The sequence below is a fragment of the Chitinophaga sp. W3I9 genome (genome assembly GCF_050434025.1).
Classification (GTDB): domain Bacteria; phylum Bacteroidota; class Bacteroidia; order Chitinophagales; family Chitinophagaceae; genus Chitinophaga.
Genome location: NZ_JBNPWC010000001.1, coordinates 1,130,784 through 1,151,781, shown reverse-complemented (window position 1 = coordinate 1,151,781; position 20,998 = coordinate 1,130,784). Strand labels below are relative to the sequence as shown.

12 protein-coding genes are annotated in these 20,998 nt (G+C 45.7%); 4 read left to right on the top strand and 8 right to left on the bottom strand.

Translation table 11 applies throughout. The features are described from left to right. Nucleotides 1-24 precede the first annotated feature (24 nt). The 3 genes from QFZ51_RS05000 to QFZ51_RS04990 form a co-directional block, all read right to left on the bottom strand. Nucleotides 25-519, bottom strand: coding sequence for a thioredoxin domain-containing protein (locus QFZ51_RS05000; protein WP_079469869.1), 495 nt, complete (start codon nucleotides 517-519; stop codon nucleotides 25-27). A gap of 10 nt (nucleotides 520-529) precedes the next feature. Further along, the gene (locus QFZ51_RS04995) at nucleotides 530-898 is read right to left on the bottom strand and encodes a MerR family transcriptional regulator (RefSeq protein ID WP_332006222.1); all 369 of its coding nucleotides are present in this window, start codon (nucleotides 896-898) and stop codon (nucleotides 530-532) included. A 287-nt stretch (nucleotides 899-1,185) separates the two neighbouring features. Next, complete coding sequence (locus QFZ51_RS04990; protein ID WP_429043793.1) at nucleotides 1,186-2,157, bottom strand: M23 family metallopeptidase; 972 nt, start codon at nucleotides 2,155-2,157, stop codon at nucleotides 1,186-1,188. A gap of 352 nt (nucleotides 2,158-2,509) precedes the next feature. Between QFZ51_RS04990 and alaS the strand changes: the two genes are divergently transcribed. After that, nucleotides 2,510-5,131, top strand: a complete 2,622-nt coding sequence (gene alaS, locus QFZ51_RS04985; RefSeq protein ID WP_429043790.1) for an alanine--tRNA ligase — start codon at nucleotides 2,510-2,512, stop codon at nucleotides 5,129-5,131. 454 nt (nucleotides 5,132-5,585) lie between these two features. Continuing rightward, nucleotides 5,586-6,614: a PDZ domain-containing protein gene (locus QFZ51_RS04980; RefSeq protein ID WP_429043787.1), complete on the top strand. Its 1,029-nt coding sequence runs from the start codon at nucleotides 5,586-5,588 to the stop codon at nucleotides 6,612-6,614. 2 nt (nucleotides 6,615-6,616) lie between these two features. Here QFZ51_RS04980 and QFZ51_RS04975 read toward each other — a convergent pair whose 3' ends face one another. Further along, the gene (locus QFZ51_RS04975; RefSeq protein ID WP_429043786.1) at nucleotides 6,617-7,999 is read right to left on the bottom strand and encodes an aldehyde dehydrogenase; all 1,383 of its coding nucleotides are present in this window, start codon (nucleotides 7,997-7,999) and stop codon (nucleotides 6,617-6,619) included. Nucleotides 8,000-8,103: 104 nt separating this feature from the next. Here QFZ51_RS04975 and gatB point away from each other — a divergent pair, with 104 nt between their 5' ends. Both gatB and QFZ51_RS04965 read left to right on the top strand, forming a co-directional pair. Continuing rightward, on the top strand, nucleotides 8,104-9,555 hold the full coding sequence (gatB, locus tag QFZ51_RS04970) for an Asp-tRNA(Asn)/Glu-tRNA(Gln) amidotransferase subunit GatB (protein WP_429043784.1): 1,452 nt from the start codon (nucleotides 8,104-8,106) through the stop codon (nucleotides 9,553-9,555). Nucleotides 9,556-9,622: 67 nt separating this feature from the next. Then, nucleotides 9,623-10,783 carry a redoxin domain-containing protein gene (locus QFZ51_RS04965; RefSeq protein WP_429043781.1) on the top strand — a complete coding sequence of 387 codons (1,161 nt, stop codon included), beginning with the start codon at nucleotides 9,623-9,625 and terminating at the stop codon, nucleotides 10,781-10,783. A gap of 73 nt (nucleotides 10,784-10,856) precedes the next feature. On the opposite strand, the gene QFZ51_RS04960 is transcribed toward QFZ51_RS04965, so the two are convergent. The 4 genes from QFZ51_RS04960 to QFZ51_RS04945 all read right to left on the bottom strand — a co-directional run bounded on the left by QFZ51_RS04960 (nucleotide 10,857) and on the right by QFZ51_RS04945 (nucleotide 20,778). Beyond that, the gene (locus QFZ51_RS04960) at nucleotides 10,857-12,485 is read right to left on the bottom strand and encodes a RagB/SusD family nutrient uptake outer membrane protein (RefSeq protein ID WP_429043778.1); all 1,629 of its coding nucleotides are present in this window, start codon (nucleotides 12,483-12,485) and stop codon (nucleotides 10,857-10,859) included. 12 nt (nucleotides 12,486-12,497) lie between these two features. Continuing rightward, nucleotides 12,498-15,629, bottom strand: coding sequence for a SusC/RagA family TonB-linked outer membrane protein (locus QFZ51_RS04955; RefSeq protein WP_429043775.1), 3,132 nt, complete (start codon nucleotides 15,627-15,629; stop codon nucleotides 12,498-12,500). A 635-nt stretch (nucleotides 15,630-16,264) separates the two neighbouring features. After that, nucleotides 16,265-17,686 carry a SusD/RagB family nutrient-binding outer membrane lipoprotein gene (locus QFZ51_RS04950; protein ID WP_429043772.1) on the bottom strand — a complete coding sequence of 474 codons (1,422 nt, stop codon included), beginning with the start codon at nucleotides 17,684-17,686 and terminating at the stop codon, nucleotides 16,265-16,267. 11 nt (nucleotides 17,687-17,697) lie between these two features. Beyond that, nucleotides 17,698-20,778 (bottom strand): SusC/RagA family TonB-linked outer membrane protein, encoded by a 3,081-nt coding sequence (locus QFZ51_RS04945; RefSeq protein ID WP_429043770.1) that lies wholly within the window; start codon nucleotides 20,776-20,778, stop codon nucleotides 17,698-17,700. Nucleotides 20,779-20,998: the final 220 nt, after the last annotated feature.

Genomic DNA, 20,998 nt, shown 5'->3' with positions numbered 1-20,998 from the left:
AATCAGCGGGAAAGACAAAATCCGCTATTCCTTTTCCTTCTTCGTGCTGCTCAGCAGGATGCGGGAAATGTCGGCTTCTATGGATTCTTTGGGCGCACCTACGATGCGGCCTTCTTCTTTACCGTCTTTGAATACGATGATAGTAGGTAATTTCTTTACTTTATAATCTACCGGTGCATCTGTCTGCAGTTTTTTATCTGCTGCAAACATTACGATCTGTTCGTCGGGGCTGCCGCCGGTGATCATTACTTTATACAGGGCTGGTACTACTTCGCGGCTGGTATTGTCCCAGGTGCCCATCACCACTACCATGTTGAAGTTAGCACGGTTGGTTTTAATATAGTTCAGCATATTATCGTTAGGCTGGTAGCTGTTTACACCTTTGTAGAACCACGTTGCGGAGGTGTCATTCATCAGTGTTTTCATATCTATCTTGCCCTTCAGTACTGTTTCGTTCTGTGCCCATGCCAGGGATGAGAATAACAGGCCACCACCCAGTAGTAATGTTTTCAATCGCATAATGTTGTTTTTATAATTGATCTTTCAGTTCCGTTAAGAAACCACGTACCTTTAGCAAAGCCTGTACCATTTCAAAATTACGGGCAGCCAGCTTATGATCTTCTTTCAGTTTTTGCTTGGCTCCTTCAATTGTATATTTTCTTTCCCGCAGTAAATGGTAGATTAATTTAAGGTGGTGAATATCTTCCTGCCGGAAAAGGCGGTCGCCTTTCCGGTTCTTTTTGGGTTGCAGTATATCAAACTCATTTTCCCAATAACGTATCAGCGACGTATTCACCTTAAACATGGCTGCAACCTCACTGATAGAATAATACTGTTTCTCCAATACCAATTTATCCAATTCCATAATCAGATCCGGGTCCTCCGATAACTCTTTCAATGATTTACGCCCCCGTTTTTTCCCAGGTATGGTGGTTGCTACGGCAGCTTTCTTGCTGCTGGCCTTTGCTTTTACTTTAACTGGTCTTGTTACCGCAGCTTCTGTGGGATGCGGTACTCCAGATGTCGAAAAAAGGTCTAGCTGGTGCATCGTAGTAAAAAACGAGGTGACAAATATCTTTTACAAGATGAAGTTAAGCTTTTAGCATGTAGCTTGTAACATTCCCACCTCATTTTTTGGGTTTAGACAAGTTACGGAAAGCCCGCAACTGGCTAAAAACTATAACTTTAGTCAAACGACTGGTTCCCTGACCTGGCCATTTTGAGCATGCGGTCAAACTGTTCCGGGGTAAGATCATTAAAGAAGAAATACACGGGGTCCACCTTGTCTCCGTTTTTAATGACTTCGTAGTGGCAGTGCGGTCCGGTAGATTTACCGGTGCTGCCGACCCAGCCTAATACATCACCGCGTTTTACCGCCTGGCCGGCCTTCACTTTCATACGGAGCATGTGTCCGTACAGGGTTTTATAGCCATATCCATGTCGTACAATCACGTGGTTGCCGTATCCCACATCGCTCAGGCTGGCCTCTTCAATCACACCGTCGCCGGTGGCATAGATGGGAGTGCCGCTGGGTGCTGCAAAGTCGAGCCCCGCATGGTATTTCATGGTCTTATAAATAGGATCGATCCGGTACCCGAAACCGGAGGCAATATGTTTAAGGTCTTTATTGGAAACCGGCTGGATGGCAGGGATAGAGGCCAGCATCTGCTGTTTGTTCTTCACCATCTTATCAATTTCATTGTAAGATGCTTCCTGCGCTTTTACGCGGTTATTGAGTTCTTTCAGAAGTACAGAGGTGGAAGCGATAATCTCGCTGCTGGCAAAGGATTGCAGCTGGGCGGCTTCTTCTTCCCGCTTTACTTTACCCATACGGGTGCTATCCGGAATAGGAGAGGCTTCAAATATCACCCGGTAAATTTCATTGTCACGGTCTTCCAGCTCCGCCAGTTTTCCCTTTACTTCCCTCATCCGGCCCTGCAACGCATCGTATTTTTCCTTCATACCTTCCAGGTCGCGGCGAAGTGATTTCTCCTTTGGGGAGTCTACCAGCCGGTATGCCACGGAAAGAAAAATAGCCCCGGTCACGATAGCCGCAGACACAAACCCCAGTATTCTCAGGATTTTTACCCGCAGGGAAACCACGAGCTTCTCGTATTTTAATGTTTGGGTATTATAAAAATATTTAACCTTCTTCATGCACCAGGGTGTACTTTATGCGCCATAGTGCAGTGAACGCTATGACAGCCGATTTATTTCACGAGGCACAAACTTATGGATGGGTAATCGTTGGCATTTCTTTTCCCACTGAACTATTTTTGGCCGGGTAACACAACCTGTTTTGCATAATCATACAGGTTTCGATATTTTTGCACTCCCTTTAACACGGCGGGAAAATAAGGCGCACAAACCTACTGTAATTAGATTAAAACATCAACCTTTTGATTGTCAATTTTCTAACTACTTCATAAGGACTTGAAATACAGCTACAAGCCCCTAACCGGTTATGGCTTATAAGATATAAAATACATATTAATTCGTATCAATATTTATGACAGCATCTGAAATAAGACAGCAATTCCTGGACTTTTTTGCGTCAAAAGGGCACCAGATCGTCCCATCTGCCCCCATCGTTATTAAAAACGACCCTACCCTGATGTTCACCAACGCGGGCATGAACCAGTTCAAGGATTACTTCCTGGGTAACAGGGTTCCTCCCAATAAAAGGGTGGTAGATACGCAAAAGTGCCTGCGGGTAAGCGGCAAGCACAACGACCTGGAAGAAGTGGGTATTGATACTTACCACCATACCATGTTTGAAATGCTCGGTAACTGGAGCTTTGGCGACTACTTTAAAAAAGAAGCCATTGCCTGGAGCTGGGAGCTGCTCACAGAAGTATATAAAATCCCTAAAGACAAACTCTATGTGACTGTTTTCCAGGGAGATGAAAAAGAAAACCTGCCAAAAGACCAGGAAGCCTACGACTTCTGGAAAGAACATATCGCGGAAGACCGTATCCTGTTGGGTAATAAAAAAGATAATTTCTGGGAGATGGGCGATACCGGTCCATGCGGCCCCTGCTCGGAAATCCACGTAGATTGCCGCCCTGCAGCAGAGAAAAACCTGGTAGACGGTAAAACCCTCGTAAATGCCGACCATCCACAGGTGATTGAAATATGGAACAACGTATTCATGCAGTTCAACCGCCTGAAAGATAAATCCCTGGAGCCACTGCCTGCCCAACACGTAGATACAGGCATGGGCCTGGAACGCCTCGTCAGAGTATTGCAGGATAAAACCTCCAACTATGACACCGACCTGTTCATGGGCACCATCCACACCACGGAAGGACTTACCGGTAAAAAATACGCCGGCACTGATGATAAGAAAGATGTAGCCTTCCGCGTAATCGCAGATCACATCCGCGCAATTTCCTTTACCATCGCCGACGGACAGCTGCCATCCAATACCGGCGCAGGCTACGTGATCCGTCGTATTCTCCGCAGGGCGGTACGTTACTACTTCTCTTTCCTCGATGTGAAAAAACCCTTGCTGCACGACCTGGTACCCGTACTGGCGGCACAGTTTTCACATGTGTTCCCTGAACTGCAACAACAGGCGGACTTCGTGAAGAAAGTAGTGTTTGAAGAAGAAAACAACTTCCTGCGCACCCTGGAAAGTGGTATCCGCCGGATCGAAGACTATATCAAAAACGCCACCACCAAAACAGTAGATGGTCAAACAGCTTTCGAATTATACGACACCTACGGCTTCCCTTATGACCTTACCAGCCTGATTGCCTCCGAAAATGGCTTCACTGTTGACAAAGAGGGCTTCGATGCCGCCATGAAACAACAGAAAGACCGCTCCCGCGCCGCCACAGAACTGGATATGGGCGATTGGGTAGTACTCGACGAAACGCCTAACTCCGTTTTCGTAGGTTACGAACAACTGGAAAGCACCACCAAACTGCTGAAGTACCGGACCGTGAAAGCAAAAGGTAAAGAGCAGTTCCAGCTGGTACTGGGCCAAACACCCTTCTACGCTGAAAGTGGCGGACAGGTAGGCGATACCGGTACCCTGCACTTCGGCGATGAGGTAATTCACATAACCGATACCAAAAAAGAGAACAACCTCACCATACATTTCGCGGATAAGCTGCCGGCACAGCCAACTGCAACCGTAAAGGCCGCCGTAGCTAAAGATAAACGCCACAATACAGAGCGTCATCACTCGGCTACCCACTTACTGCACGCTGCACTGCGGCAGGTTTTGGGTACACACGTGGCACAGAAAGGTTCGCTGGTAAATGCGGACGCCCTGCGCTTCGACTTCTCCCACTTCGCCAAAGTAAGCGACGAGGAGCTGGCGCAGATAGAAGCCGTTGTGAACGAGAAAATCCGTGAAAACATACCGGTGGTGATCCGTGAACTTCCAAAGGAGGAAGCCCTGAAGCTGGGTGCGATGGCCCTCTTTGGCGAGAAATACGGCGATACGGTACGCGTAGTAATTATTGACCCCGCCTATAGTGTGGAACTTTGCGGCGGTACACATATCAGCTCAACCGGCGAATTAGGCCAGTTTAAATTTGTTTCCGAAGGAGCTGTGGCCGCCGGCGTGCGCCGCGTGGAAGCCGTAACAGGCGCTAAAGCTGAAGCCTTCGTTAACGAGCAGTTACAGCAACTGAAAGAAATTAAAGCTGCCCTGAAAAATCCGAAAGAACTGGTAAAATCCATAGAAACCCTGATCCAGGACAAATCTTCCCTGGAAAAACAACTGGAAACACTGGAACAGGAAAAGGTACGGGCACTGGCAGCCACCATACGCCACCAGGCGGAAAACATCAATGGTGTTAATTTCCTGGGACAAGTGGTGAATGTAAGCAACGCGGAGGGACTGAAACAGCTTTCTTTCCAACTGAAAAACGATATCCCGGATCATGTACTGCTGTTTATTGCCAATATTGGCGGAAAAGCCAGCGTGGCGCTCAGTATAGATGAGAAACTGGTGGCATCCAAAGGATGGGAAGCGCCAAAGATCATTAAAGAACACATTGCTCCGCTGATAAAAGGCGGCGGCGGTGGCCAGAAAACCTTTGCTACAGCAGGCGGACAGGAAACAGACAAACTGGACCAGGTGATTGCTGCGGTAAAAAAACTGCTCACAACTTAAAATAATGCTCACAGCATAAAAATGAGGGCTGGCTAAAAAGTCAAATTGGGCTTTTAAGCCAGCCCCCTCTATTCCAGGACGTGACTAACACCGTAAACCTTTTCCAGGATTTAACACTTATATTGTAAACTTTAAACAGGGTTATCTAACTAAAGTGTAAACCTTTTTCAGGACGTGACCATTCTATCCAGGGCGGCATAGTGTATGGGAAGCGTATGGGGAATGTATGGGGAGTACGACACATACGCTACTCCTAAGTATCCGAGAAGTATCCCAGAAGTATCGGAGAAGTATCCCAGAAGTAAGGGCGGCACCTTCTTCAAATAATAAAAAAACACCCTGTAAAGCGTATTCTTTTTGCCCCAAAACCATAGATTTTAACTTTTTCTTTCCTGACCCACCCTTTAATTTTGCCGCATTAGTTTAAATTTAATCAACAAAATACCTAATTACCATGACCAGGTTACTGCAAATCCTCACCATAGCAGGTTTTTCCTGCTTCACTATGAGCGCGGTATCTGCGCAAACGAAAGATTCTTCCAAAAATCAGTTGGGAGAGTTCGATGAAATTGTGATCAAACACAAAGGCAACAAAGACGGCAAAGTGACCGTGGAAATTAAAAACGGCGATGTTTTCATCAATGGTCAAAAACTGGACCGGTACGACAATTCCGATCTCTCCGTTTTCCGCAGGAAGATCACGCCGCGGAATGGCAACACCATCACGTTTGACAGCAACAGTTTACAGGGAGGCGGCTTTGATTTGTTTAACGACAACGACGGTGACGATGAAAATGACATAGAAATGCCGGTGATGAATAAAGCCATTCTCGGTGTGATCACTGAAAAAGTAGCCGCCAGCGGTGTAACCGTAAAATCAGTAGCGAAAGGCACTCCCGCAGATAAAGCAGGAATAAAAACCGGCGATATCATTACTTCTGTAGATGATAAAAAGATCAATGAACCCGCAGAATTATTTGAAGAGATCGGCAAACATAAACCGGCAGACAAAGTAACGGTAACGTACATACGTAATACCAAAACAAACAAAGTGGCTGTTACTCTGGATGAAAGAAAAGAAATAGATAATGGCTGGACTATGCACCCACCTTTATCTGCACTGCCGAAGAACGGACCGAGATCTTTCTCTTTCCCAATGCCACGCGACTTCCAGGGATTTGGCGACAGTTGGGATAATAACGAAAAACTGGGCCTCCGCGTACAGGATACTGAAAAAAATGAAGGCGCCCAGGTAATCGAGGTGGCACCTTCCTCTGCAGCTGCAGCAGCAGGTTTCCAGAAAGATGATATCGTATTGGAACTTGCCGGTATACCGGTTAAAAACGCAGCGGAGTTGTCTAAAGCTTATCGCGAAACACAGGCTAAAGTAAAAGGCGATGCCCCAGCGAAAATCCGCCGGAATGGCGCCGATCAAACGCTGATCATTAAGTTACCGGTGAAACTGAATAAGGCAGATATATAAGCCTACTTCATCACCAGTTTCATCATCTTCAATTTATTTTTAAACGGCGGGTACTTCATGGGAACATCCAGCCAGGTAGCCGTTTTCAGCATTCCTTTCTGATGGGTAAAAGTATCAAAGCTGTATTTGCCATGATACTTTCCCATCCCGCTGTAACCGGCGCCACCAAAGGGTAATTCGGGATTGGTGAGATGTACCAGCGCATTATTTACACAACCTCCGCCAAACCGCACCTGCTCTATCAGCGCTTTCTCCGTTTTTTTACTCTTTGTAAAAACATATAATGCCAGTGGATAAGGTAACTGCTTGATGGCTTGTATGGCCTGTGGCAGGCCGGTATAAGTAAGTATGGGCAGCACGGGGCCGAATATCTCGTCCTGCATTACCGGGTCTGTCCATTCCACATCTTCCAGCAGGGTAGGGGCTATATAAAGCTGTTCGCGGTTGGTTTGCCCGCCGTGTAATACATGGCCTTCGCCCAGGTAGCCTGCCACCGTATCAAACCGCCTGGCATTGATAATACGCGCATAATCGTCGCTGCGGGAGGGATCTTCTCCAAAAAATTCCGTTATCGCTGCCTTGAGTGCGGCTACCAGTTCATCTTTCACTTTGTGGTGTACGAGGAGGTAATCCGGCGCCACACAGGTTTGACCGGCATTCCAGAACTTACCCCACACTATTCGTTTAGCCGCCACCGTTACATTCACCTTTTCATCTACCACGCAGGGCGATTTACCGCCTAATTCCAGCGTAACCGGTGTGAGATGCGGCACCGCCATTTCCAGGATCTTCTTGCCCACCGGGATGCTTCCGGTAAAAAATACATGGTCGAACCGGAAACTCATCAGGGTAGGAATCACTGCTGTTCCATCTCCCTCTACTACTGTAATATAAGCCGGATCAAAAGTATCTTTTATCAGGGCAGCGGTTACCGCGGCCGTATGCGGCGCCAGCTCCGACGGCTTAATAATAGCGCAGTTGCCGCCGGCAATGGCTCCCAGCAAAGGACTGAGCAGCAACATAAACGGATAATTCCAGGGGCCAATGATCAGCGTAAGCCCTAACGGCTGCTTATACACCCGGCTGCTGCTGGGATAGGTAACAAAAGGAGAGGTAACCAGCTCCGGCTCCATCCACTGCTTCAACCCTTGCAGGATATAACTGATTTCTTCATATAAAAATCCTATCTCACTACCATAAGATTCCAGTGGATGCTTGTGCAGATCAGCATGCAGGGCAGCAGTAATTTTATCTTCAAACTTTTTAATCCCGTTCTTTAAACGCTTTAGCTGCGTTTTCCGGAAAGAATAAGAAAGTGTGGCGCCGGAGTCGAAATAAACCTGTTGCGCCTGATAAAGCTGACTTGCCTGGGCCTTGCTGATCATAGGGAAGAAATTTTGATGTGTATCTCAATTTAGGGATTTATTGGCACCCAATAGCCTGAAATCACGGTATTATTTGAATATATTTGTGGGAATCAGTACGGAAAATGAGCGATATATACAGCAAATATGAAACAGTGATCGGGCTGGAAGTGCACGCCCAGCTGCTTACCGAAAGTAAATTATTTTGCAGCGACAGCGCAGCTTTTGGCGGCGCTCCAAATACGCATATCAGTCCCATTACCATGGGACACCCGGGCACTTTGCCCCGTATGAACCGTAAGGCGGCAGAATATGCCATCAAACTGGGGCTTGCCTGCCATTGTGAAATTGAAAAGGACAATTATTTTGCCCGTAAGAATTACTTCTACCCGGATCTTCCAAAAGGATACCAGGTATCTCAACATACGGCGCCTATCTGTAAAGGCGGTTATATTACCATTATTACAGATGCCGGCACCCGCAATGTACAGCTGAACCGCATCCACCTGGAAGAAGATGCCGGTAAACTCCTGCACGACCAGGATCCCGACAACAGCTACGTGGATTTAAACCGCGCGGGTGTTCCCCTCGTGGAAATAGTAACTGAACCGGATATGCATAACAGCGAGGAAGCCTACGCTTATCTCACTGAAATGCGCCGCCTGGTGCGCTACCTCGGCGTATGTGATGGTAATATGGAAGAAGGCAGCATGCGCTGCGATGCCAACATTTCAGTTCGCCTGAAAGGCAGCACCACCCTGGGTACAAAGGTGGAAGTAAAAAATATGAACTCTATCCGCAACGTAAAACGGGCTATTGATAACGAGGTAAAAAGACAGATAGATCTCATAGAAGCCGGTGGTACCCTGGTGCAGGAAACACGCAGCTTTGACGCCTCCAACGGCAGCTCTTTTTCCCTGCGCTCCAAAGAAGAAGCCAACGATTACCGCTACTTCCCGGAACCAGACCTGGCGCCATTCAGACTAACAGATGAATTCATCAACAGCGTGCGGGCCACACTGCCTGCGCTGCCGGAAGAACTCATCCGTAAATACACCACGGATTTTGGCCTGCCGGAATATGATGCGCGTGTTATCTGCGATGATAAATCCACGGCAGATTATTATGAAAGTCTCATTGCCGTTACCTCGCAATACAAAGCCGCCGCGAACTGGATGCTAGGCCCCGTTAAATCCTGGCTGAATGAACATTCAGCGGAAATCAGTCATTTCCCGGTAACACCACAGGCACTGGCGGCGTTGATTACGCTTACCGATGCAGGAAAAGTCAGCTTTTCCATCGCGTCTTCCCGCATATTGCCGGAAATGATCCAAACACCCGCGGATCATCCGATGGATATCGCTACCCGGCTGAATTTATTACAGGATCATAATGCCGATAACATTTCTCCCATTATTGATGAGGTGCTGGCAAAATATCCGGATAAAGTAGCTGCTTTTAAAGGTGGTAAAAAAGGACTTATGTCGTTGTTCGTGGGAGAAGTGATGAAACTGTCCAAAGGCAAGGCTGATCCGCGGCTTACCAACGAATTGCTGGCAGAGAAGCTCAAAGGCTAAATAGCATTGAAAATATTTATCCTATATTGAGTGGCTTAGGTCAGATGAATGTTCAAAAAATAGTAGCATGAAAAAATACTTATTATGGATTTCCGCTGCCGCTTTCCTCGCAGGATGCGCCGGACAAACGGAAAAAGGTGAATTTAAAATAGACGGGCACCTGAACAATTTACCATTGGGTCCGGTATTACTGGAAGAACTGACACTTGACAATGTGAAAGTGGTGGATTCTACCAATGTAAAGGACGCCAGCGGCAAATTCACGCTGAAAGGAATGGTAGCCGAACAGGGGCTGTACCGTGTACGCTTTGAAAACGGCAAGTTTATATTGCTCGCACTCGATGCCGGCGATATGAAAATAGATGGCGATATAGATAAACTGGAAGATGTAAAGATCAGCGGCTCCGAACCAACCGCCGAACTGCAACAGTTTATGAGCGATATCAGCAAACAGTCTATTGCACTCACGGAAGAAATGCGCAGCCTGGACAGTCTCCATACAATACTGCCTGATAGTGCATTCCAGCCTAAAGTAGCTGCCTTCCAGAAAAAAGAAAAAGAGTTTGAAAACGGCTTTTTCCTGATGGCCGATAAAACAAAAAATCCTGCTACCGCAGTATTTGCCATCAGCCAGGTAAGAAGCGGAGAAGAGATTGTTGCACACAAACAGGTGATCACCAATCTTGCTACCCGTTTCCCTAAAAACACCCTGGTAAAAAGCATGACAGATAAGATCCTGGAACTGGAAAAGAACCAGGGTGCAGGCGCCGCAGGCGGTGATGCAGCCGGTGGTGAGGAACCTTCTGCTGTGAAAGTAGGCCAGGTAGCACCTGACTTCACGCTTCCGGATCCATCCGGCAAAATGATCAGTCTCAGCTCTTTCCGCGGTAAATATGTACTGGTAGATTTCTGGGCCAGCTGGTGCGGTCCATGCCGCCAGGAAAACCCGAATGTGGTAAAAGCTTATCAGCAATACAAAGGAAAAAACTTTACCATCCTCGGCGTATCACTGGATAAAACAAAAGATAAATGGCAGGAAGCCATCAAAGCAGATGGACTGGCCTGGAACCATGTAAGCGATCTCAAATTCTGGGATTCCGCAGTGGTACCTTTATACGGTCTTAACGCTATTCCTACTAATTTCCTGCTGGATCCACAGGGAAAAGTAATTGCCTCCAACCTGAGAGGACCTGCGCTGGAAGCGAAGCTGCAGGAAGTACTGAAATAAGTTATTTATCTCCACAAAAAAACTCACCGGCATTACACCGGAGTTTTTTTATTATTATAGGTCCAGGAAAAGTTTAGTATTGCGGATTCTGCGCATTTTTCAATGCCGGATTAGCAGAGATTTCAGTAGCTGGCAGCGGCCAGATAAACCGGTAATCAGCATACTTAATGCTGCCGTAACCAGATGGTGTTACCGGTCTGGTTACCGTGTTATAATTGCTGCCATCATCTTTCAGATCATCGATGATCACCTTTGCAGGGATACCACCGGTTCCATACTTTGCATCCAATGCAAGGCGGGTAATGTCGGGCCAGCGGCGTCCTTCACCCGCAAATTCTACCCTGCGTTCGTCCAGTACCGCCTGGATCATGTCGAGCGGAGCAATGGTGATGCGGTTCGGACTGCCTTCTGGTAAAGAACGGTTGCGAACAGCATTGTATAACTTAAACGACTGTACGATATTTCCTGCACGTGCATATGCCTCTGCTGCATTCAGCAGTACTTCTGCATAACGGATCATCGGCGCCCAGTCGGACTTATTCAGGTAATCGCGGTATTTATAATTGAAGTAGAAGTTCTGCACTGGTTTGCCGCCTGATACAGTCACCTGCTTCACCTGTAATAAAACACGACGCATATCATCGCCTGCCCAGAAAGAGGCGTTGTACAAATTAGGGCTGGTAGCTACCAGTCCGCGGCCTTTCTGGTCAGAAGGGCCAAACATCGCTGCCAGCGCACCATTGGAATTACCGTTGGTGATGGCACTGTTGGCAATAGAGAAAATAGATTCTGTGTTATTATCTGCTTTTGTGAAGGGGCCGTCCGGGCTGTCGGTAAGTTTATAACCTTTCACCGGGCTCACAAATGGCGCGCCTTGATCTGCACCCAACTTGGCTGCTTCTGTGATAACACCCTGCCAATCGGCCATATGGAGCTTAATTCTTGTTTTCAAAGCAATAGCCGCTCCTTTAGTAGCTCTGCTGATAGGATTAGCAGTAGTGGGAAGCAGGTTGGTTTCTGCAAAATCCAGGTCCGCCAATATTTTGGTATAATCCTCTTTTACTGTACCACGGCCTATTTTCAGGGCTTCCTGGATTTGAGCTGGTGTGCTTACAGGCATATCCCTGTAAGGAATCCCAACTTGTGCACCTGCACCATCTGCATATGGGCGGCTGAAATGAATGACTGCTTCATGATGTGCCAGTGCACGCAGAAAACGGGCTTCACCTTCCAGCTGCAACGCCTTACCCTGTGAAATCACGTTATTGGCAGCGGCTTTCCGCACACCATCAATAAGTGTATTGGCCTGGTTGATCAGCGCATAAAGATTTACCCACATCTGGACATTATTGGCAGAAGTAGGGCTGTAACTGCCTTTATAAGTGATATCATAAAACGTAGCCAGGTTCACCATATCCTCTCCACGCATCTCATTTTGCTCAATGGAAGCAGCACCGAAGGGATAACCACGGCCCAGGGTATAATCATCATTATAACTTCCCAGCGCAGCTGTATTATACATACCATTTGCAGCCAGCTCGATAGTGGATGAATCCGAAAATACCGCGTCTTGTGGCAAGGCGTTCTTTGGTGATAATTCGGTGTATTTTGAACAGGACGCAGCACCCAGTGATAACACCAGTAATCCTGCTGCTACTGCTTTCATGCTTCTGTTATATTTATATGCCATTGTATTTCTCATGTTCATTATTTTTTATAATCCTACGTTAATACCAAAAGTATAGCTGCGGGGAACCGGGTTGGTGTTGTAATCCAAACCAGGTTGCGTGTTAGCTCTTGCATCCACATAAGTATTTAACTCAGGATCAAGACCGGAATACTTTGTAATGATAAATGCGTTCTGCACCTGCGCATAAATCCGGATGCTGCTCAGTTTAATTCTTTCCAGCATCGCTTTAGGCAGGGTATAACCCAGGCCGATGTTCTGTGCACGGATAAAGCTGCCATCTTCCAGGAAACGGCTGTTAACATTACCATTCTGCAGGATAAAGTTATCTGCGCCCAGGTACAGTTTAGGAACATCTGTTACCTGGCCAGGAGTAGTCCATCTGTTTAAAACTTCTTTACCGTTGTTCAGGAACTTCTGGTTGTTCAGGCCTTCCTGGCGCGTTACGCTGTATACTTTATTACCGCCGGAGAAAGAAAGGAACAGGTTAAAATCGAACCCTTTGTAATTAACGGTATTGTTCAAACCACCATAATAGGTTGGCGTAGCATTACCGAGGATTTTTTTGTCGGAAGATGATAATGCTTTTGCAGAAGTAAAGATGTCCTCAGGCTTTGAAGCATTATAGGCATAGTAAACACCTTTCGATGCATCGCCCTGTATAATGGAGCCGTCGGCTTTTTTCCAAAGCGGGTTACCATTTGCAGGATTCACACCCATTGACTCGTAACCATAAAAAGCACCCATAGATTCACCTACGCGGGTAATGTTATATGGATAAACGATATCTGCATTATCTACCAGTGCGGTAATTTTATTTTTTACAAAAGAGATGTTGAAGGAAGTGGTCCAGGAGAAATCACCGCGCTGAATATTAGTACTGTTCACTGTTAGCTCATAACCTTTGTTATACATTTTACCCACGTTAGAATAAAATACATTCGGTTTGGTAGCACTTGGAACACCTAATGACGGCGGCAGCGGAGATGCCAGGATCATGTTATCAATATCATTCCTGAAATAATCCGCTGTTACTGTGATCCTGTCGTGGAGTAACCCGAGGTCCAGGCCAATGTTCATTTTTTTACTGGTTTCAAAAGTCAGGTCCGGGTTGTACACCTGGTTGAAAGCAATACCCAGTAAAGATCCGTATAGTGCTGGTTTGTAAGTACCGGCATAAGGGTATGCACCGATATCCACGTTACCTACTTTAGCATAACCGCCACGGATCTTCAGGTTGCTGATCAGGTCGGCGATACCACCTTCCTGGAAGAAACTTTCCTGTGAAGCTCTCCAGCCCACAGAAACGCCTGGCAATGTTACATCCTGTTTGCCGATAGGCAGGGAGGAAATAGCATCTCTGCGGAGCGTGGCAGATACCAGGTAGCGGTCTTTGTAGCTGTAGTTAGCCCGGATAAAGTACGATTGGAATGCGCGCTCCACCAGTGTTCCGCCAACAGTTTGAGTACCGGTGCTATTGTCGATGAGGTTATCAGTACCAAAGAAAGGGCTGATCAGGTTAGTACCCTGCGCATAGAAACTTCTTTCTCTTGTTTTCTGATTTTCGGTTCCAATTACAGCGCCAATATTATGCGCACCGATCGTTTTGTTATAGCTTAAAGTATTTACCCAGTTATAACGGAAACTTGGAATAGACTGCTGGTAGATAAAACCATTGGTACCACGGCCATCACCATGGATAGGGTTCCAGTACTGGTAGTCCTCTCCACTCATATAGTTTACACCTACCTGCGTTCTCAGGTCAAAATCTTTCAGAATTTTTACGCTGGCAAAAGTATTACCGGTAAAGTTCAGGTTTTTGTTACGGTAGATGTTATGATCCAGTACGTATTTAATGTTGGTATAGTTATCAGCGATAGTGGCTTTATTGGCGCCACTGCCGAGCGTATTGGTGTTGCTCAGGTTATAGGTGCCATCATTCCACTGTGCAGGTACGTTAGGTAAAGCACGGATAGCGTTGGAAAGATTGCTGGAAAGCCCGTTCTGGCTAACGTTCAGGCCATTGTTGGTAATGTGCGAAACACCGGCATTTACGCCTACGGTTACCACATTAAAAGCTTTCTGTTCCAGTTTCAGGCGTACCTGGTACTTGCGCTGATCGTTACCAACCAAAATACCTTTCATATCGGTGTACCCCAAGGAAACGTAGTAGTTGGTTTGATCATTGGCGCCGCTTAGCGACAAAGCATGGTTCTGTTGGAACCCTGTTCTGGTCACTACTTTCTGCCAATCGGTATCATAAAAACCACCATCAGGATTGGGTGTAGGGAAAGCATCCGGTGCAGCTGTTGGCTTGGCGTTCAGCTTTTTCTCGTTAGCGATGGTTACAAATTCATCTGCATTCAGCAGATCAAATAATTTGGAAGGCGTAGCTGCAGCCATCCACATATCGTAGGTGAGGCGTGGCCTGCCGCTTTTACCTCTTTTGGTGGTCACCAGGATAACGCCGTTAGCGGCCCTGGAACCATAGATAGCAGTAGCGGCGCCATCTTTCAGCACTTCCATGCTTTCAATATCATTCGGATTGATATCTCCCAACGGGTTGTTGGAGGTGATGGTGCTCTGGTTGCCGGTGATATAAGGCACTCCGTCAATTACATACAGCGGATCGGTGCCGCTGCTGATACTGTTGGTACCGCGGATGCGGATACGTGCCGGCTGGCCAAGAATACCACTGGAAACGGTAGCCTGTACGCCTGCTACCTGTCCGGATAACTGACGATCGATGCTGGATGCAGCCACATTTTTCAATGTAGCTCCTTTGATGCTGGATACAGAAGCCGTGAGGTTTTTACGCTCAATAGTACCGTAACCAACTACTACCACTTCGCTCAGTCCTTTAAGATCGGCCGACAACTGAGCGTTCACAGTAGATTTGCCGGAAACACTTACCTGTTGGGCAGTATATCCTACAAAAGAAAATTCAATGGCGGCAGCTTTTTCTCCTACACTGAGCTTAAACTCACCATTGGAGGCGGTCATAGTGCCACTGGAAGTACCAACAATTTTTACGGTAACGCCAGGCAACGGAGATCCATCTTTGGAGTCTGTCACCTTACCTGTGATGACCCTGGTTTGGCCAAGCGCCTGCAGCGCGGTAATAGCCGCAAATAACCAGAGAAACAATCCTTTCTTCATAAGCGATTTTGATTTGAAAAAATAAATGTAATACAGACATGTCCAGGCATAGCATGGCCATTTAGCACAAGTGCTATTATTATCTAACAGTAAAGACTAAACGAAACAATCGTATTGCTTTTGCGGCAACCTTCGCAAAGCACAATTCTACATAAGCATTCCAAAACTCATAAGCAATCCTAACATTATAAAAACAAGTGAATAAGCGTACAGTAGTGGCATGCCACTGAATAATCAGATAATTTTATACAGATTGCTGTAAACGGGTTGCCAGGTATTTTCTGCGGTTACAGAAAATACGGTTCCGTTACTGCGTAAACTGCAGGGTGGCAACTATTGAATCTCATTAAATTAGATGGAAAATCTGGCTGTAAGCCGCTCCCCATAAGCAAATATTCCCGTTATAAATTCCCGATAAGCAAAAAAATGTATTCGTTGTTGTTGTATTGTATTACGCTAAAATGAATCTTGATTCCCGATTTTGGCTTCATGAAAATTTTCATGACGGGAGCAAATATAAGTAAACCTTTCAAGTAAAAAATAACATTTTAGGGGGAGTAGAAAATGGACATAAAAAAAGCGGTTGCCTCGAAAAGAGACAACCGCTTTCTATTATTAGTTAAATGAAGTACTGATTATTGTTTGGTATCCCACCAAACGCGATCAGTAACTTTGGCAGGCTGTTCTGGCTGTGCGTTTGTTTCATTTTCAGATGCTGGATACACCCATCTGCGAGGAACAGTTGTAATACCCTGATAAGCATTCTGTACAACAGTCAGCTTAGGGAAATTGCTTCTGCGCCAGTCATTGAATGATTCAAGAGACAGGTAGTTAGAGATATATTTCTGTGTCATGATCACCTCATATGCGTTAGCAGCAGTGAGGGTGCATTTAGCTGTAATGTAAGCCTGAACCGCTGCACTGGCAGGATTTAAACCACATCTTTTCATATGTGCTTCCACTGCACTTTTAAGAACAGGTTGTGCAGCTACAAAACCGGCAGTCAGGAAAGTAGCTTCCGCTTTAATGAACAGTTGTTCATCATAGGTGGCCAAATACACTGACTGATCAGGAGCAGCAAAGAATTGGCCCACAGCTGAAAGTGAATCAATGTTAATTTGTTCATCACCTATTATCCTGCCCCTGTAACCAGTGCCCAATTTAACCGGATCAACCATTACTGGTAATCTGGGGTCATTTGTTGATTGCAGTAACGTAAGGAAAGTAGATGATACCGCTACGCTACCCCATTTAGCATTATCAGTAAACTGGGACCAAGGTGCCTGCGCTCCTGATTTGCTTTCGAATTTCACGCCGGGATTATAACTTTCATCTGGGAAAGCTTTTGTCAATGCTGTTAAAGCTGCCTGTGCCTGTGTGGCGGCCACTTTACCAGGTGCATATGTTAAACGTAAAGCAAAACGTGCTTTCAGGAAATAAGCGAAGGCGGTCCATTTTTCAGGATCAGAAGCATATATCAGATCTTTATCGCCTACTGATCCAGAAGCATCTTCTTTAGCCAGTAGAGCGATAGCATCATCCAACAGCGTATTAATACTGGTATAAATGCTTTCCTGTGAATCATACTTCGGCTTAAAGTTTTCAAAGCCGGTAAATGCTTGTGAATAAGGAATTGCATTCCACAAGTCGGTAGTAACAGCCAGGTTATAAGCCATTAATATTTTTCCCATACCAGCGGCATGTGGATGATTTGCGGTAGTAGCCTGGTCCTGCAGGATCTTCAGGTTATTCAGGATCTGGGGATACATGTCAAAAGACCAGGTATTATCCACATCGGAAGCTGTTACCTTATAAGTATCCCACTCGGGTGCGGGTTGATCATAACCCAATTGTTGGGTCCAGAAAGCGGCGGTTCTGGCAGGATAACCACCCGCAATATTAAATGCAGTAGTTAATTCGGCTCCGCCCACCAACAGGGCGTCAGTTACGTTTGTGGCTGCAGCCGGGTCATTATTTACATCCAGGAATTTTTTACATCCTGAACCCCCTAACATTACACTTCCCGCTATAATGGATATAATTATCTTCTTGTTCATCATTACTCAGTTTAGAAAGTTAACTTCAAAGTTGCATTGTAAGATCTGGTGCTTGGTGAAACGTAATGGTAAAAACCACCGGAGTTACTACCTGCTCCATAAGTGCTCAATTCAGGATCTGAACCGGTAAAGTGTGGGGTGTAGATCCACAGGTTACGACCGGCAACAGAAAATACTGCTGCTTTAAATGGAGTACGTTTTAACAACTTCGGACTAAAATTATAGGCCAGTGTAACATTTCTCAGTTTTACAAAGGTTGCATCCTGGATCAGGTTTTCATAAGTATCACCCCATGCCTGCCAGTAAGCCTGATCAGTTTTAATGGATTTGGTATTTTGCTTACCATCGGCAGTTACACCGTCATATACCATTGATCCGTCGCGGCTGCTCGTAAGACCACTGGTACCGTAGAAGGTCATGTAGTATTCATCAAAGTTGATCACCTGACCACCAAAACGGCCGTCGAAAGTAAACGACAGGTTGATACCTTTATAAGATACGCTGTTGGTTACACCACCAATCCATCTTGGCTGGGTATTACCAATATCAAAGGAAGTTCCATCTTCCTGGGTAGGATAACCATCATCATCGATCAGCAGTTTACCCTGGTCGTTTCTCATGTAACGTGAACCTCTGATAGTACCATAAGGCTGACCGGCCACCAGGTATATACCCGGAGTAGTGAAACCGCCTATCTGGATTGAAGTTACACCCTCTGTCAACTCATTGATCATTGCTTTGTTCCTGGAGTAGTTAGCAGAAATATTCCAGTTGAAATCTTTTGATCTGATTGGATTGGCATTTAAAGTTACTTCCAGACCTTTATTGGTGATCTTACCGGCATTGATTACAGCCTGGGTATAACCGGAACCAGCAGATACTGCTGTCTGGAATATCAGGTCGGTACTAACCTTGTTATAGTAACTTGCTTCCAGACCAATACGGTTGTCCAACCATTTTGTTTCCAGACCCACTTCAAATTCTTTAATTTTCTCTGGTTTCAGGTCAGGATTACCCAACACGTTATTCTTGGAGAAACCATTTACACCATTGAAAGGAAGATCCAGTGAGCCACGAAGACCATCACCCACTACCGTTTTATTGAAAGGCGTTGCTACCTTGTAAGGAGGTGCGTCATTACCAATGGCGGTGTAAGCAACTCTCACTTTACCAAATGATAATACTTTGCTGTCTTTTAATCCTTCCAGTTCGGAGAATACAAATGCACCAGTCACAGAAGGGTAGAAGTAGGAATTATTCTTAGCCGGCATGGAAGATGACCAGTCATTTCTACCGGTTAATGTTAAAGATAACATGCGGTTATATTCCAGGATTGCCTGTCCGTAAACACTCACCCTTCTTCTATCGTAGAAAGATTTGGTGGAGGTTACAGATTCTGCACTGGTAATATCATAGAAACCAGGTACGGATAATCCTACACCTTTTGAAAACTGGTCAGTATAATGTTCAGAAATGATATTATTACCTACCATTACGGTCAGATCGAATTTATCAAATTCTTTCCTGGCGGTAGCGTAGAAATCGTGGTTAATTTGCTTGTTGTTAATGATTTCATTGTACATACGACCATTGGGGAAACCACCGAAGGAGCCGATTGCTTCATGAAATACACGTTCATCTGTATAAATATCCGCACCTATTCTTTCCGTTAATGTTAACCAATTCAGTGGATTGTATACCAGGCTGAAGTTAGGAATGAAGCGGGATACATTCAGTTGCAGGCCGGTATTAGCCGCGGTCCAGAAAGGGTTATTAGCACTAACCTTATACATATTCTGTGACTTATCTACCGGGTTCTCATATGGTAACAGGTTGTAACTTACTGGCGCATTGTAAAGGTTAGCCAGGTAAGAAGTACCACCACTACCATTACCTTCCAGCAAGCGGTCGTTACGTGAGTCAATATAACTGATACCAGTAGTCGCAGTTAACTTATCAGTAAGATGGGTAGAGAAATTTGCGTAAAAGGAGTTACGGTAATAGTCGGTACCAGGAGCCACACCTTCCTGTCTTAAAGAAGAGTAGGACATCAGGTAATTTGACTTTTCTGTAGATCCGTTCAGACTGATGTTATTATCCCAGGTAGTACCTGTTTTAAAGAACGCGTCACGTGGATCATATTTAACAGCTGGCTTGCCATCCACCTTTAAGGTATCCATTTTGGCACCCCAGGAACGGGAAGTTTTATTGTTTATTCCATCAAAGAATACGCCGTTGTTACCCTGTGACCAACCGGTCTGAAATTCAGGCAATACCACTTTGTCAATGTTCACACTGGAACCTACTGTCAGGCTGAAAGCTTTACCTTTTAAACCAGCGCCGGTTTTCGTAGTGATGATTACCGCTCCACCAGCTGCCCTGGAACCATACAATGCGGTTGCAGAAGCGCCACGGAGAATATTTACTGATTCAATGATGTTCGGATCAATATCAATACCTCTGTTGGGAGTGGTACCTCCTGCCAGAACCGGATCATCGTCAGTGTCACCTGCACCAATCTGGTTGTTATCAATCGGGTTACCGTCCACTACAAAAAGTGGCTGGTTATTTCCGGTTAAAGAGGCCGCACCACGGATAACGATACGGGTACCACCACCGGGAATACCAGAAGTATTACTGATTTGCACACCGGCAATTTTACCCTGCATACCATTCAGGAAGTTTACTTCCTTGGATTGCACGATATCATCACCTTTTACTTCCTGCGTAGTATAACCCAGGGTGCGTTTTTCACGTTTAATACCCAGCGCGGTAACTACCACCTCGCTAAGATCTTTATTGTCGGCGCCAAGAGCCACATTGATAGTGCCTTCGGCCCCAACAGGAATTTCCTTAGAAGCATACCCAATAAAAGAAAAAACAAGCACGGAACCCGCAGGAGCTTCGAGTTTGTAAGTGCCATCGTTGGTGGTTAGGGAACCTTTACCTGTACCTTTAATTCCGACAGATACACCAGGGAGTCCGGAGCCGTCTTTAGCATCCGTAACCTTGCCGCTGATTAATTTTGTTTGTGCATAGGCTTGCACAACACTGATGGCCACGAGCAACCATAAGAGTAGTCCTCTTTTCATAAGCAATTTAGATTTGAAAGATATTGTCAGTTAACTAATAAAAATGGGAGTGCTGTACTCATTTAGCCAAAGGTTATTCCGTAAATCGTTTTCCTCATAACCCATCCTTCCTTATTCGTATTTTCTCAAAGCAAATTCCAGTTTCTCTCCTCTGTTCTCTTCCTAACTATATCAGAAACTGTTTCCGGTATAGATTGAAATGGCGGTTAAATCAACACAA